The 13876-nt window shown below is 37.3% G+C and carries 9 protein-coding genes and 2 pseudogenes; 2 read left to right on the top strand and 9 right to left on the bottom strand.

From position 1 onward, the window contains the following. Positions 1 to 113 precede the first annotated feature (113 nt). Positions 114 to 1973 carry a CocE/NonD family hydrolase gene (locus tag N4G44_RS15525; RefSeq protein ID WP_474928203.1) on the top strand — a complete coding sequence of 620 codons (1860 nt, stop codon included), beginning with the start codon at positions 114 to 116 and terminating at the stop codon, positions 1971 to 1973. Between the two features lie 243 nt (positions 1974 to 2216). Here the strand turns inward: N4G44_RS15525 and N4G44_RS15530 are convergent, their stop codons facing one another. The 4 genes and pseudogenes from N4G44_RS15530 to speB form a co-directional block, all read right to left on the bottom strand. After that, on the bottom strand, positions 2217 to 2825 hold the full coding sequence (locus N4G44_RS15530) for an alpha-ketoglutarate-dependent dioxygenase AlkB family protein (protein WP_474928350.1): 609 nt from the start codon (positions 2823 to 2825) through the stop codon (positions 2217 to 2219). 108 nt (positions 2826 to 2933) lie between these two features. Continuing rightward, a complete protein-coding gene (locus N4G44_RS15535; protein WP_474928204.1) occupies positions 2934 to 4223 on the bottom strand; it encodes a toxin-antitoxin system YwqK family antitoxin in 1290 nt (429 codons plus the stop codon). Positions 4224 to 4370: 147 nt separating this feature from the next. Next, positions 4371 to 5230: pseudogene (locus N4G44_RS15540) on the bottom strand (bifunctional helix-turn-helix domain-containing protein/methylated-DNA--[protein]-cysteine S-methyltransferase). A 68-nt stretch (positions 5231 to 5298) separates the two neighbouring features. Further along, positions 5299 to 6156 (bottom strand): agmatinase, encoded by an 858-nt coding sequence (gene speB / locus N4G44_RS15545; RefSeq protein WP_073060898.1) that lies wholly within the window; start codon positions 6154 to 6156, stop codon positions 5299 to 5301. A 223-nt stretch (positions 6157 to 6379) separates the two neighbouring features. Here speB and N4G44_RS15550 point away from each other — a divergent pair, with 223 nt between their 5' ends. Beyond that, positions 6380 to 7039: an HAD family hydrolase gene (locus N4G44_RS15550; protein WP_474928206.1), complete on the top strand. Its 660-nt coding sequence runs from the start codon at positions 6380 to 6382 to the stop codon at positions 7037 to 7039. A gap of 177 nt (positions 7040 to 7216) precedes the next feature. Here the strand turns inward: N4G44_RS15550 and N4G44_RS15555 are convergent, their stop codons facing one another. From N4G44_RS15555 to N4G44_RS15575, 5 genes and pseudogenes are all read right to left on the bottom strand, one after another. Then, positions 7217 to 8611 (bottom strand): type III PLP-dependent enzyme domain-containing protein, encoded by a 1395-nt coding sequence (locus N4G44_RS15555; RefSeq protein ID WP_474928208.1) that lies wholly within the window; start codon positions 8609 to 8611, stop codon positions 7217 to 7219. Between the two features lie 107 nt (positions 8612 to 8718). Then, positions 8719 to 9597, bottom strand: coding sequence for a tyrosine-protein phosphatase (locus tag N4G44_RS15560; protein WP_474928209.1), 879 nt, complete (start codon positions 9595 to 9597; stop codon positions 8719 to 8721). Positions 9598 to 9753: 156 nt separating this feature from the next. Continuing rightward, on the bottom strand, positions 9754 to 10383 hold the full coding sequence (locus N4G44_RS15565; RefSeq protein WP_474928210.1) for a thiamine diphosphokinase: 630 nt from the start codon (positions 10381 to 10383) through the stop codon (positions 9754 to 9756). Next, positions 10373 to 10941 (bottom strand): annotated as a pseudogene (locus N4G44_RS15570) (cob(I)yrinic acid a,c-diamide adenosyltransferase). The gene N4G44_RS15565 and the pseudogene N4G44_RS15570 overlap by 11 nt, the downstream one beginning before the upstream one ends. 316 nt (positions 10942 to 11257) lie before the next feature. Then, complete coding sequence (locus N4G44_RS15575; RefSeq protein ID WP_474928211.1) at positions 11258 to 13678, bottom strand: TonB-dependent receptor plug domain-containing protein; 2421 nt, start codon at positions 13676 to 13678, stop codon at positions 11258 to 11260. Positions 13679 to 13876 lie beyond the last annotated feature (198 nt).

A 13876-nucleotide genomic window follows, 5' to 3' on the forward strand; every position in this document is an offset into this window, starting at 1 on the left:
GTAGATTATTTTGCAACATTTTATTTTTCATTTTTCTTTTATTTTTCGTTAAAGATTGAGGTATACAGCAGAACGGATGTGATTTATTTTTAAATTAGCCGTAAATTTTATTTATGAAGATCCATATTTCAATTTTATTTATTTTCTTTTTTATCCTTGGACGTGCACAGACCACAGAACAGAAGGATACTTTTGTAAAAGACAATTTCACCAAAAAGGAAGTCTATATTCCGATGCGTGACGGGGTAAAGCTTTTCACAGCGATATACATCCCAAAGGACATTTCAAACAAAAACAAGTATCCATTCCTGATGCAGAGAACCTGCTACAGCATTGCTCCTTATGGCGAAAACGAATACAAAACCAAACTGGGTCCTAATCAGTTCCTGATGAAGGATAAGTACATTTTTGTATTCCAGGATGTACGCGGAAGGTATATGAGCGAAGGCACTTTCACCAATATGACTCCTCAGGTAGACCGAAAAACCAAAAAAGATGTAGATGAAAGTACAGACACCTATGACACCATCGAATGGCTTTTGAAAAATGTGAAGGACAATAATGGTAAAGCAGGTCAGTACGGAACTTCATATCCCGGATTTTATACTGCAGCAGGAATATTGGCGCAGCATCCTGCGTTGGTAGCTTCATCCCCGCAGGCTCCGATTTCTGATTTCTGGAACGATGATTTTCTTCATAACGGAAGATTTATGCTGGGGTATTTCAGAACATTCCCTGTTTTCGGAGTTCAGAAAACAAAACCGGAGAACAAGGCCTGGTATATGGATACCTTTGTAAAGCAGACTTCGGAAGACGGTCTTAAGTTTTACAGAGACATGGGCACTTTAAAAGATGGCTATGAAAAATACTATCAGAACAACTTCTTTATGACCGAGATTATGAACCATCCGAATTATGATGAATTCTGGCAGAAAAGAAGTCTCCTTCCCCATTTGAAGAATGTGACTCATGCCGTAATGACGGTTGGAGGATGGTTTGATGCCGAAGACCTTTCAGGACCTTTGAATATTTACAAAACCATAGAAAAAACAAGTCCGAAAGCCAAAAATACGATCGTAATGGGACCTTTCTCTCACGGAGCGTGGGCTCAGGAGCAAGGAAAACATTTCCATAATCAGATCTATTTCGGGGACAGCATTGCAACATATTATCAAAAAAATATTGAAACTAAGTTTTTCAATCACTATTTAAAGGGAAACACAAAAGAAGATGCCGGACTTCCGGAAGCTCTGATGTATGATACAGGTTCTAAAGAATGGAGAGAATTTGCCTCTTATCCTCCGAAAAATGCCCGGAAAATTAATTTCTATCTGGCAGACGGCACTTTAAAAAACACAGCAGGGCAAGGATTTTCAGAATATTACAGCGATCCTAACAATCCCGTTCTGAGTTCTGATAATCTAAAGGATTTCAACGGCTTTACGCCTAAAAACTATATGTCGGAAGACCAGAGGTTTGCAGTAGGCCGACCGGATGTTCTGACTTTTACTACAGATGTTTTAACGGAAGATATAAGTTTTGCAGGAGAGATCATGGCTAAACTGAATATTGCCTCCAGCTCTACAGATGCAGATTTCGCTGTAAAGCTGATTGACGTTTATCCTGAAGATTTTAAACCTGTAGAAAAGAAAGACGGTGTGGTCTATCCCAACTACCACCAAATGGTAAGAAGTGAAATTATGCCGGCAAGGTTCAGAAATTCAAGGGAAAAAGGGGAAGCTTTAGTTCCGAACCAGAAAACAGCGGTGAATTTCAGACTTCAGGATGTCATGCATACTTTCAAAAAAGGTCACAAAATTCAGATCCAGATCAGCAGCACATGGTGGCCGCTTTTTGCAATCAATCCCCAGAAATTCATGGAAAATCCGAATTTTGCCACAAAAAAGGATTACACAAAAGCATTTATTAAGGTATATGATGACAGTTCTATCGAGGCTGAAATTTTGAAATAAAAAGTTATGGTGGCTTCGAGTACCTCAGCCACCAATGTAGTATTAACATTGCTCTTATAAATGTTAAAAAACCGGTCGCTTCGAGAACCTCAGCGACCGGTTTTTTTATGGATGCAAGTGGCTCCGGGAGCCTCAGCCCCATGGAAATTGCAGGAATTACACATCAAAAATATATCAGGAAATAAGGACTGGAAAACATCTGCTACAAAATAAGGTGGCTGAGGCACTCGAAGCCACCTTATTTTATTCTTCGATCGTCCTGAACGTCAGATTTACTCTTGGTGTTTTCACTTTTGTAGTCGGAGGCAGCCTGTGCAGCCAGTTTTCCTGTGTCGTTCCTTTCATGATCAGCAAGCTTCCGTTTTCCAGGAATATTTCCACCTTTTCTTTGGTTGTTTTGTGTTTAAATAAAAACTTTCTTTCTGCCCCAAAAGTAAGGGAGGCAATAGCACCATGTTTTTTAAGATCGGTTTCGCCATCGCTGTGATAAGCCATGCCTTCACTTCCGTCATGATATAAATTCAGAAGGCAGGAATTGTAGGTTTCTCCTGAAACTTCTTCACATTTTCTTTTCAGTTCCAGCAGCTCCGGAGTCCAGAATTTTGCCAGTTTGGTGCGTTTTGAATAGGTATACTCAAAGGCTTTATCCCCAAACCATGCCACTTTTCTTTTCGTTAAAATTAATTTCCCGAAGATCATCGCTTCATCATTTTCCCACGGGATCTGATGCAGCAGATATTGGTAAAAAAAGTCAGATTTTTCCTTATTGAAAACCTTCCCGTAATAATGCACAGTACCGTCATGCGGAAGAATATTTAAAGGGAATTCTGATATTTCCTCAAACAGATTCATCATAATTAATTAAGTTTTATAAAAAATAAATAACAATCACCACAATAATGACCACTACCAGCAATATCTTCAGCCATTCATATATTTTTTCCTGTTTCCTGGTTTTTGCTAACTGCAGATCCCATTCTTCTTTTTCAAGTTTTTTTTAATTCCCTCTTCTTTCCTCTGTTTGAGGATGTTTTTATAGCTTTCGCTGGAATACTCCCAAACAACCTGATCCGTTAATGGAATATATTTGATGCTTTTGGCTTCATGAATAGCAATGGATTCTATCTTCCCTTCCCCGTTCCAATTCTTTGTAATCCTGAGATCTCCATCTTTATAGATGAATTCATAGCCCTTATTTCCATGATTTTCATCATCAACAGCTACATCATCATGATAATATACCGACTTCCTGACAGGTTTTCCGAGAGAAAAGCTTTTGATATTACTTATTTTTCCATTTTCATACCAGTATTTAAAATCGCCGTCGGGAATATCATTTATATAAAAACCTTCTCCTCTTTTTCTTCCATCAGGATAAAGAAAGTTAACCCATCCGTTTTTAATATGCTTTTTGAGCAAACTATCGGGGTTATTCTTTAAATATTTCTCCTTTCCATCCCAGCTATTATAAAAGTGGCTAAACTGCCACGGAAAGATCAGCTCAGAAATACGTTCCAAATCCAATCCAAGCTGCTCTTTTTCTTCCGCAATAAATTTAATTACAGCACATGGCGGGTCAATTCCCAGGTTTTTGTAGGCACAGAGCTTATGATGACCGTCCAGAATATATTCGTGCAGATAGTTATCCTCCAGAAATTCAGAGGTAAAAATAATGGCAAAAGGCCTTGCTCCGGAAGAAATCAAACTTTCATAATGCTGTATAAGGTTAATGTTGGTTTCTTCCCTGGATTTCCATGCTATGAAAGGCTGTTCATATTCATTAAACCGATAAGTTCCGTCGTATTCGCCGTGATAAGTATAGTCATAGATATTATTCTGATATAATTTCCCGTTATACTTTTCTATTTCTTTTTCTACTTCTTCCCTGTTAAGCCTTTCTTCTGCAAAAGCAGCTATGGGACCAAAGCTTTTATGTAATCTATGTTCTGAAAAGCTCAGATGATATTTTCCGTTTTTTAATAACTGCAACAAAGGCTGTAAAACATCAAATAAATCTTCGATACGGTCTGTGTAATCTACATCCAGATCAATATCCTGTAATGTATTATTGATTAAATATTTACTTTCCTCATCAACAGGAAGCAAGACCAAATTCTCATCTCCGGGATCATCACAGTCGTCCCAAAGAAAAAGTACGGGACTGTTTCCTATGGTAAGGCTTTCACTGTAATATTGGGGTTCATAGTTAATAGAAAGCAGACCTTTCCCATTCTTAATTTCAAAATCCATTGATGAGATGTTATCAGTTCGAAAATCTATATTTTAAAATCTAAAGGTAGCATAAAACATAAACCGGACAAATAATTTTCAAAGACAGTATCAATAAGAACGGGCTTTAGCCAAAACCTAAATTGATTGAGTTATTTGCCCAATACATTACAATACAACAGAATTTCCGGAATAGATCTTGGAACTTTCCCATCCCACAATGGCATGTTTACGGGTACTTCCCCACCGGTAACCGCCGAGATTTCCGGTAGACTGGATCACACGGTGACACGGAATAAGAAACGCAACAGGATTACTGCCAATAGCTGTCCCAACAGCCCTGAAAGCCTTAGGATTTCCTATTTTCTCTGCCAGACTGCCATAGGTGGACAGTTTCCCCATTGGGATAGACAGAAGGCTTTCCCAGACTTTAAGTTGGAAATCTGTCCCTTTTAAGTGTAATTTAATCGTATTGAGCTTAGTCCAGTCCTGATTGAATATGGACAGTGCATTTTTCTGAAGCGCATCCTGTTTTTCAAAAAAGAAGCATTGGGAAACTTAGCATATAAATTCCCCAATGCTGTTTCTTTATCGTCTTCAAAAGCCATATAACAGATCCCTTTTTCCGTAGATGCTGCCATTACATCTCCAAAAGGACTTCTGGAAAAACTGTAATTGATGCTCAGCCTTTTTCCGCCGTTTTTATATTCTGCCGGAGACATGCCTTCTATTTTCACAAAGAGGTCGTGAAGCCTGCTTGTGCTGGAAAGTCCCGTCTCATAAGTGGTATCGAATAAACTTGCTTTTTCTTCCTTCAATAAATTTTTAGCATGTTCAAGACTGATGAACTGTAAAAATTTCTTCGGACTTGTTCCCGCCCAATCCGTAAATATTTTCTGAAAATGGGCCGGACTCAAGTGAATATTTTCTGCCACTTCCTCCAAACTCGGCTGAAGCCTGAAATTGCTCCGGATATACTCTATCGCTTTAGCAATTCTGTTATAATCTATCTGATTTTGTGTGGACATAGTATTTCTTTTTTACCTCACAAATTTCCAAAGAATATACGGCAGAAAAAATCCGATTCTTGCGAAGTTTAGTTATTGTTATAAATATGATTGTAAGCAAGCATTTTGTAATATAGCTTAGCGGCAAGGAAAGCAGTTGGCTTAGCCATCGGAGAATCCATTAATTCTACGATATCGAAAGCCACAACATTACATTTTTCAAATACTTTTCTCAGTAATTCCAAGGTAGGATACCACTGAAGCCCACCCGGCTCCGGAGTTCCTGTAGAAGGGGCAATAGACGGGTCGAAAGCATCAAGATCGATCGTGATGTAAACGTTTCCTGAAACTTTTTCCAGAACATCATTGATCCAGTTGTCATTATTGGCAATTTCATGGGCAAAAAACACTCTTCCTTCCGGCAGGTATTGAGCTTCTTCCGCATCCATCGAACGGATTCCCACCTGAACAAGATTATGCTTCTGGTTAGCTTCAAAAACCGCACAAGCATGGTTTGAAGTAGACCCATGAAATTCAGGACGTAAGTCTGTATGGGCATCCAACTGAAGAACGGTAAGGTTTTCAAACTTCTCTCCTACTGCACGGATAGAACCGATAGAAACAGAGTGCTCACCTCCGAAAAGGGTAAATACTTTTCCTTCGTTATTTAGAAGCTCTTTTGTTTTCTGATATACAGCTTCCGTCATTGCTTCAGGCGTAGAATTTTCGGAAACTTCTCCCGCCAGGTATACCCCGTCAAGGTAAGGTTCAGTACCTGTTTCTATGTCGTAAAGCTCCATGTTTTCAGAAGCATCAAGGAATAATTCCGGGCCTTTATCGGCTCCTTTACCCCATGTTGATGTTCCATCGTAAGGAACGGTTACCAGCATTACTTTAGAGTTTTCTAATGTTGCATTTTCTTCAGGAATTCCTGCGTATGTTCTCATGTTTTATTTAAAAAATTAAATGATTTAAAGATTGAATGATTCCACAAAGATACAAAGAAGTTGGAAGCAGGATGCAAGGGGCCGGAAGTTTTTGGAAAGCAGCGAAAGACCTATGTTGGAAAAAACAAGCTATTTTATAAATTTTAAGCTCCCACTCCCATCTTCAAACTCCTATTCCTTTTATCATTTAAATATTAAACCTTATTTTTGCAAAAAACAAAATATGTCTTTAAAAGCTGTTCTTTTCGATATGGACGGGGTTATTGTAGATACGGAACCACTGCACAGAAAAGCTTATTTTAAAACGTTTGACGGGCTGGAAATTACGGTTTCCGAAGACCTGTACTCATCTTTTACAGGAGCTTCCACCAAAAGAGTATTCGAAACGCTGATCGGGAAATATAATTTAGCAGATACTTATGAAACTCTTTCCGAAATTAAAAGATCTCACTTCAAAAATTATTTCGATACTGATGAAGAATTCGATCTTATTGCTGGGGTAAGAGAGCTCATCAAACATTATCATGAAAACGGAATTAAACTCATTCTTGCCTCTTCCGCTACGATGACGACCATTAATATGGTGTTTGAGAAATTCGGTCTTGAACAGTATTTCAGCGGAAAAATCAGCGGTGCTGACCTGAAGGAATCCAAACCTCATCCGGAAGTTTTTCTTTTGGCAGCAGAAATGGCAGGAGAACCTGTAAAGAACTGCATGGTTATCGAAGATTCCACCAATGGAATTCTTGCGGCACACAGAGCCGGGATTTTTTGTGCAGCTTACAGAAGTCCCCATTCTAAAAATCAGGATTACACTTTAGCGGATATCGTAGTTTCGGATTATGAAGAACTGAAACTGGACAAGCTTTCAAAATATTTCTAAATGATAAAAGCTCTCAGATTTGAGAGCTTTATTTTTTATAGCTGGTCTTAATGATTCTTAAGCCTTAATAAAAATCTTAATGGTTAAAATTTAAACATTAAGAAACGATTAAATGATTAAGATTATTAAGAGAGATTGCTTCGTCACTACGTTCCTCGCAATGACAAAATCACTCTTTTATTTATAGCCCAGAATTTTCAAAATATCTTCAGGTTCCTGCTTTTCGCGGAAAATTTCATACTGAAGTTCACCGTTTTCATCTTTCTGGATCAGGACGTGTCTAGGCTGCGGCATCAGACAGTGATGAACACCGCCATACCCTCCAATCGTTTCCTGATAGGCTCCTGTATGGAAAAATCCGATATAAAGAGGTTTGGTATCACTGAAAACCGGCAGATAGATGGCATTGGTATGCTGTTCGGAATTATAATAATCATCTGAGTCACAGGTTAATCCACCTAAAAATACTCTTTCATATGTATCTTCCCATCTGTTCAGCGGAAGCATGATGAAGTGTCTTGAGATGGCCCAGGTATCTGGAAGTGTGGTCATGAACGAAGAATCGATCATGTTCCACTTTTCTCTGTCATTCTGACGCTTCTGAGAAATGATTTTATAAAGATTGGCACCACTTTCCCCTACGGTAAAGCTTCCGAATTCCGTATAAATATTAGGTTCTTCCACCCCTTCCTCTTCACAGAATTTTTTGATCTGTGAAACGATCTCTTCCACCATGTACTGATAATCGTATTCGAAGTTTAAAGAAGTTTTGATCGGGAAACCGCCACCAATGTTCAGTGAATCCACTTCCGGAGCAATTTTCTTCAAACGTGCGTATACACGTAGACATTTGTACAATTCGTTCCAGTAGTAGGCAGTGTCTTTGATCCCAGTATTGATGAAAAAGTGAAGCATTTTCAGCCTTGCATTCGGGTGTTCTGCAATTTTCTGGCTGTAATAAGGGATAATATCTCTATATCCTATTCCCAGTCTTGAAGTATAAAATTCGAATTTCGGTTCTTCCTCTGAAGCGATTCTGATTCCGATATCGAAAGTGGTATCAATACTTTCTGTAAGCTTATCCAGTTCGCGGTAGTTATCCAGGATCGGGGTAATATTTTCAAAACCGCTGTTGATCATTTCTGAAATTTTCACCAGATAATCATCGGTCTTGAACCCATTACAGATGACTTCAATATTTTTATCTACTTTTCCTTTCTCGTAAAGAGATTTTACAATATCCATATCATAAGCGGAAGAAGTTTCTATGGAAATGTCATTCTTAAGAGCTTCTTCAAGCACAAAATTGAAATGGCTGGATTTTGTACAGTAGCAGTAGGTATAATTCTTTTTATAATCGGCTTTCTCAAAAGCTTCCCTGAACCAGCTTTTCGCTTTCTGGATGTTTTGAGAAATTCTCGGCAGGTAGCTAATTTTTAGCGGAGTGCCAAATTTTTCAACGATTTCCATTAAAGGAACATCGTGAAATAACAAATTGTTCTCAGAAACATTAAATTCTTCCGTAGGAAAATACAATGTCTGATCAATAAGTTCCGAGTACTTTATTTTCATTTCTTGACAAGTGAATTACGAAATGCAAAATTGCTAAAAAAGTTTGGTTTTTAAGCGTTAAATTTATTATAAATTTCAAAACGGAAACCGGCAAAAACCTGAGAAGATTATGAATTTGTAAACTTCTTAATATATTCTTCCCTTTTATTCTCTGAAATCCCCAGAACCTGTTGAATATAAGCATACACCGAGCCATATTTCTTATTGATTTCATTAAAAGCAGCATCAAGATATGCCGTTTCCACCCAGCTCAGTTTCTCAAGGACTTTTACGTCCATTTTTGGATAGAGGAAATGTAAATTATTTGCCAGACGGAATCTTTTATGAACGAGTTTTTCCCTGTAGTTGTTTGATAAGAGATAGTCATTGTATATCGTTTCTTTATCAAATTTTAAAATGGTTAAAATCAAAGCGGTGATAATTCCTGTGCGGTCTTTTCCTGCTGTACAGTGATAAAGAACGGGCTGATCAGATTCCAGGATTTCAGTGATTATTTTCCTTATCATTTCCGGGTTTTCGGTTACATATTCCCGGTAGAAATCTATCATTCTTTTGTCGGCATCAGAACCGTTTACCTTTCCCTTCAGAACAAGTTTTTTAGCCTGCGACAGCTGATCTCCCTTATCTTCAAAAGCTGAATATTTTTTATAAACGATATCGTCTGGAAGCTGGTCCGGCTTATCAGCGATCTCCTTTGAATTTCTCAGATCGATCACTTCTTTTACTCCCAAGTTTTCCAATTCCCTGAACGATCTTTTTTTCAGGTGATGAAGATGGGCGCTTCTGTAAAATGTCCCTTCCTTTAAGGTTCTTCCTTCAGAATTCCGGATATTTCCTGGTGTGCGGAAATTATGTACTTTTTTAATCTGAATAGGCTTTTCGTTTTCTGTTTTTCCGTATTCGGGCGCTGCGAAATGCTGTGTTTTGCATGAGAAAATACAGAATAATAAGAGGATTAAAAATGATATTTTGGCTGGATTTTTCATTTTTTGCCCACAGATTTCACAGATTTACACGAATGATTGTGATTTTTTAATGTGGAATTTTATGTTTTGGCTAAATTGATTTTATATTTTTTTAAATGGGCTAAAGCCATTCCCATTGATAGGATTTTCCTGAAAAGTTTTTTATTGATCCTTAAATTACAAATAATTCTTCCCGATAAAAATTAATAAATCTCCTTTTTCATATTCAATGGAAACTTCATCTTCAACGGCAAAATTACGGGTTCCGATCCTTGAAGTGATGCTTAGGCTGCCATTGGTTAAAGGCCAGTTAACTCCTTTTGTCATAATATTTTCAACATATGGAAAAGGATATAAAGAGATCATTTTATTATTGACTCCTTTTACGGAAAAGCTTGAGGGAATGAAATAATACTCTGAAAATTCGTCATAAAATTTCAGGTTCATTTTATCTTTAAAAGTATAGGCGACCGTCAGATTTCCCAGAAAATGATCCTGTTCACCACCGCTTCCTCCGAATACATCGACCGTGCTAAAACCCTGCTCCCGAATAAGATCAAGGGCCTTATGGAAATCCGTTTTGTCCTGATCGGGGGTATGAATAAACTTTTCGTGATAAATATTTTCATCTGCCCCGGAGTGAGAGTCGAAATCACCTGAAATAAAATCCAGTTTTTCCAGAGGAAATCCCATATTTTTCAAATAGTGGAAAGCACCATCCGTACAGGCAATAAGTTCGTATTGATCTGCATCCGGAAGTATTTTTGGGGCGTCCCCGTTGATAAAAAGCAATACTTTACCTCTCATTCGGATTCCAGTATTCTTCGGGTTCGTTGTTGATTTTTGAAATATATCTCGCCAAAACGAAAAGATAGTCTGAAAGCCTGTTCAGATACTTAATGAGTTCCGGACGTACTTCTTCAGACTCATTTAAGAAAACAAGAGAACGTTCTGCTCTTCTACAAATGGTTCTTGCCGCATGCAAAAAAGTTGCAGGTTTTCCACCGCCCGGAAGAATAAAATATTGAAGCGGCTCCAGTTTATCCTCAAAAGCATCCATACACTGTTCCAGCTCTTCAATCTCCGTATCTGAAATGATCAGAGGTAAACGTGATTTTCCGTTGGCCAGCATTAATTTATCAACCGGTGTTGCAGCTTCTGAGCCTACTGTAAACAGATCAAACTGAATTTTTTTAACTGCTTCAAAACTTCCTCATCTTCAATATGACTTTTCGCAATCCCGATGAACGAGTTCAGCTCGTCTATATTTCCGTAGCTGTCCACTCTTGCACTGGCTTTGGAAACTCTTGTACCGCCATATAGTGCAGTCTGTCCTTTATCTCCTGTTTTCGTATAAATTTTCATAGTACTAAAATACCTTTTTTTATACAATGTAAAAAGTAAAATGTAGGAATAGCTTCCTATCCGATCTGAAAAATAAAACTGACATTAGAAATTAATGTCAGTTTGTATATGTGGATTTCTATATCGAAGCTGTTTAAATTATTTTTAGCCACAAAAGGTTTAAACACTTAAGTTTTTTAGAGCCAGGCTTTATACATAAGAAGTTCACTTAAGTTTTGTGAAAATCTTTGATTTTCATCTTATGTGAATTAAAGTGTGTTAAAATGAGAGCTTTTGTGACTTTTGAGGTTTTGTAAAGCTTAAACAATTCTATAGATTAAAAAGTATAATTAACATTTAACTGAAAAGTTGTTCCGTTAAATCCGAACTGGTTGACCTCCCAGGGATATTTGAACCTTCCTCCAAGATCTGTTACTATGTCTCCTTTGCTGTCTATTACATCCGGATAAATATTAAATAAATTATTTACGACTCCGGAAACTTTAAGATCTTTGGTGATTTTATAGGTCAAAACAATGTCTGTAATTACCTTACCTGAAAATGTCTGATCTTTGGCAGGATCGGTTGCATGCTGCCATGTAACGGAACCAAAATAAGTATTATTAAGGTTAAAGTTAAATTTTGAAATGTCATACGAAAGGCTAAGAATAGTTTTTGTTTTTGGCCTTGCAGAGATAATTCTGGATTGCTCTTTTCTATCAAAAAAGTTTTCTGAGTAACCATTTTCAGCCAAAATAGGCGGAACGGCAATATTATCTACTATTTTAGTCTCGTTATAATTGAAAGCGGCAATAATTCCCAATCTTCCTTTGCCAATAGCGGAAGTATAATAATTAGCGACGAAATCTACTCCTTCAGTAACTGTATTTACAGCATTGGTGAAAAACTTCAGGGAGGTAATTTTATTATTGTTTAATATTACTTCCACAGGGTTTGTGATATCCGGGCTACCCGGAGCACCGGTTTTGTAACCAATATCTCCAGAGAAAAGTACCCGGTCTTTAATTTTTATTCTATAATAATCTGCTGTAATCGTCAGGTTTTTAAAAGGTTTTACAGCAAATCCTCCGGTAATGTTAAAGGCTTTTTCAGCATTTAATTTTGGTACCCCAAGATCAGATCTTACAATTTGAGAGTCATTGTTAAAAGTACCCTGATTAGCTACGCTATTCCCTGTAATTTTGGTTTGAACATTGGAATAATAAATCTGGTGTAATGAAGGTGCCCGAAATCCTGTAGAAACAGACCCGCGGAAAACCAATTTATCATCGAGCAACTTATATCTTGCATTTCCTTTCCAGGAAACATTATTTCCAAAATCACTAAAGTTTTCATATCTCACCGTTCCTCCCAATAACAAATTTTTCGTAACATCCCATTCAGCATTCATATAAGCTCCAATATTCTGACGATTTTTATTGATTTCATTCTGAGGCTGCAGTCCCGGGAATGATTCCGCACCACTTCCGATATAAGAGGCTTCCTCTCCTGACTTCGCCTGATAGTTTTCATTGCGTACTTCAACGCCGGCTCCTAAAACAAACGTACCAAAATTCCGGTTGATATCTATGTTTCCTATAATATTACTAAACTGATGACCGCCTGCTTTAAAACGGGTTGGTGACTTGGCACCCAAAGATGTATTAATGGTGTTTCCTACAACATAATCTACTGCATTAGAGCCAAAGGTAGCACTACCATCAAAACTCCATTTTCCAAACATGCCCTTCCATCCGGAGGTTAAATTATAATCATAAACATCTGTTTTAAATTCCGGTTGAAATCCATTGTAAGGTTGCCCCTTTGGAGTTAATAATCCAAAATCTGAAGTTACCCAATAGGGTGTCCTATACAAGCCATAACTGGTTCCGTTCCTGTAAGTTGTACCCCCAAAAGCATAAAATTTGCCTGTTTCACTTGTCGGTAGTTCAAAATTCACAAACATATTACCCACTTTTGTCTCCGGCTGCCCTATAATCATCCCTAAACCGGGATTAGCCTGTGTCCAGGCATTATCAACACCAAAAAGCTCATCTTTTGTAACAGAACCTGCACGGTTAGTTCTATTTTGGGAAGAATATCCCAATGTAAGGTTCAAACTTCCATTTTTTGCAACTCTGATTCCTGTATTGAAATCTGCTCCGATATTAAAGCCGTCTCCTTTTGAAGTAATCCCTGAAAAAAGATTAACTGTACTTTTTCCAACGCTGTTTTTAAGAATAATATTGATTACTCCTGCGATAGCATCAGAGCCATATTGTGCAGATGCACCATCTCTCAATACTTCTACATTCTGTAAGGCGGCAGATGGAATACTTTTCAGATCTGTACCTACCTCACCTTTTCCTGGCGTATCATTTACATAAATTAAAGCACTTTGATTTTTTCTTTTACCATTAACTAAAACTAATGTTCTGGAAGGCCCCAATCCTCTTAAATCTGCCGGATCAAAATGAGCCGTTGCATCAGAAACGGTTTGCTGTGATGAATTAAAAGACGGTACCGAGTACGTCAAAGCTTTATCAAAAGTAGTTTGTCCTGTGGATTTTAGCTGTACTGCTGAAATATTATCAATAGGATTTGCTGATGTAATGATGGTTCTGGGCTTAGTTCTACCTGTAGTAACCACAACTTCATCTATATTATTTTCTTTTACACCTTCCTGGGCATATACCATTGTACCCGCGCCGCTTAATACTAATACACAGATTTTTTTATTAAATATTTTTCTTTTCATAAATTGTTAATAATTCAATAAATCTAATAAAAATATCAATATTAAATACAAAAAATAAAAATATAATAAAAATCCCTTTCCCAACTTATGCAATACATATTATTCTACAAAATAGGTAAGACTTGATTTACAAAACATTAAGCAGTTTATTAATAATAGTTACAACTTTTTATTCTGTTTGAAAAAGTGAATAAAAGA

The sequence above is a fragment of the Chryseobacterium sp. GTID13 genome (assembly GCF_056172655.1).

Bases quoted from the DNA above. Each gene is read 5' to 3' on its own strand.
- N4G44_RS15525 (WP_474928203.1), top strand. From the start codon at position 114: ATGAAGATCCATATTTCAATTTTATTTATTTTCTTTTTTATCCTTGGA.
- N4G44_RS15530 (WP_474928350.1), bottom strand. From the start codon at position 2,825: ATGAATCTGTTTGAGGAAATATCAGAATTCCCTTTAAATATTCTTCCG.
- N4G44_RS15535 (WP_474928204.1), bottom strand. From the start codon at position 4,223: ATGGATTTTGAAATTAAGAATGGGAAAGGTCTGCTTTCTATTAACTAT.
- speB (WP_073060898.1), bottom strand. From the start codon at position 6,156: ATGAGAACATACGCAGGAATTCCTGAAGAAAATGCAACATTAGAAAAC.
- N4G44_RS15550 (WP_474928206.1), top strand. From the start codon at position 6,380: ATGTCTTTAAAAGCTGTTCTTTTCGATATGGACGGGGTTATTGTAGAT.
- N4G44_RS15555 (WP_474928208.1), bottom strand. From the start codon at position 8,611: ATGAAAATAAAGTACTCGGAACTTATTGATCAGACATTGTATTTTCCT.
- N4G44_RS15560 (WP_474928209.1), bottom strand. From the start codon at position 9,597: ATGAAAAATCCAGCCAAAATATCATTTTTAATCCTCTTATTATTCTGT.
- N4G44_RS15565 (WP_474928210.1), bottom strand. From the start codon at position 10,383: ATGAGAGGTAAAGTATTGCTTTTTATCAACGGGGACGCCCCAAAAATA.
- N4G44_RS15575 (WP_474928211.1), bottom strand. From the start codon at position 13,678: ATGAAAAGAAAAATATTTAATAAAAAAATCTGTGTATTAGTATTAAGC.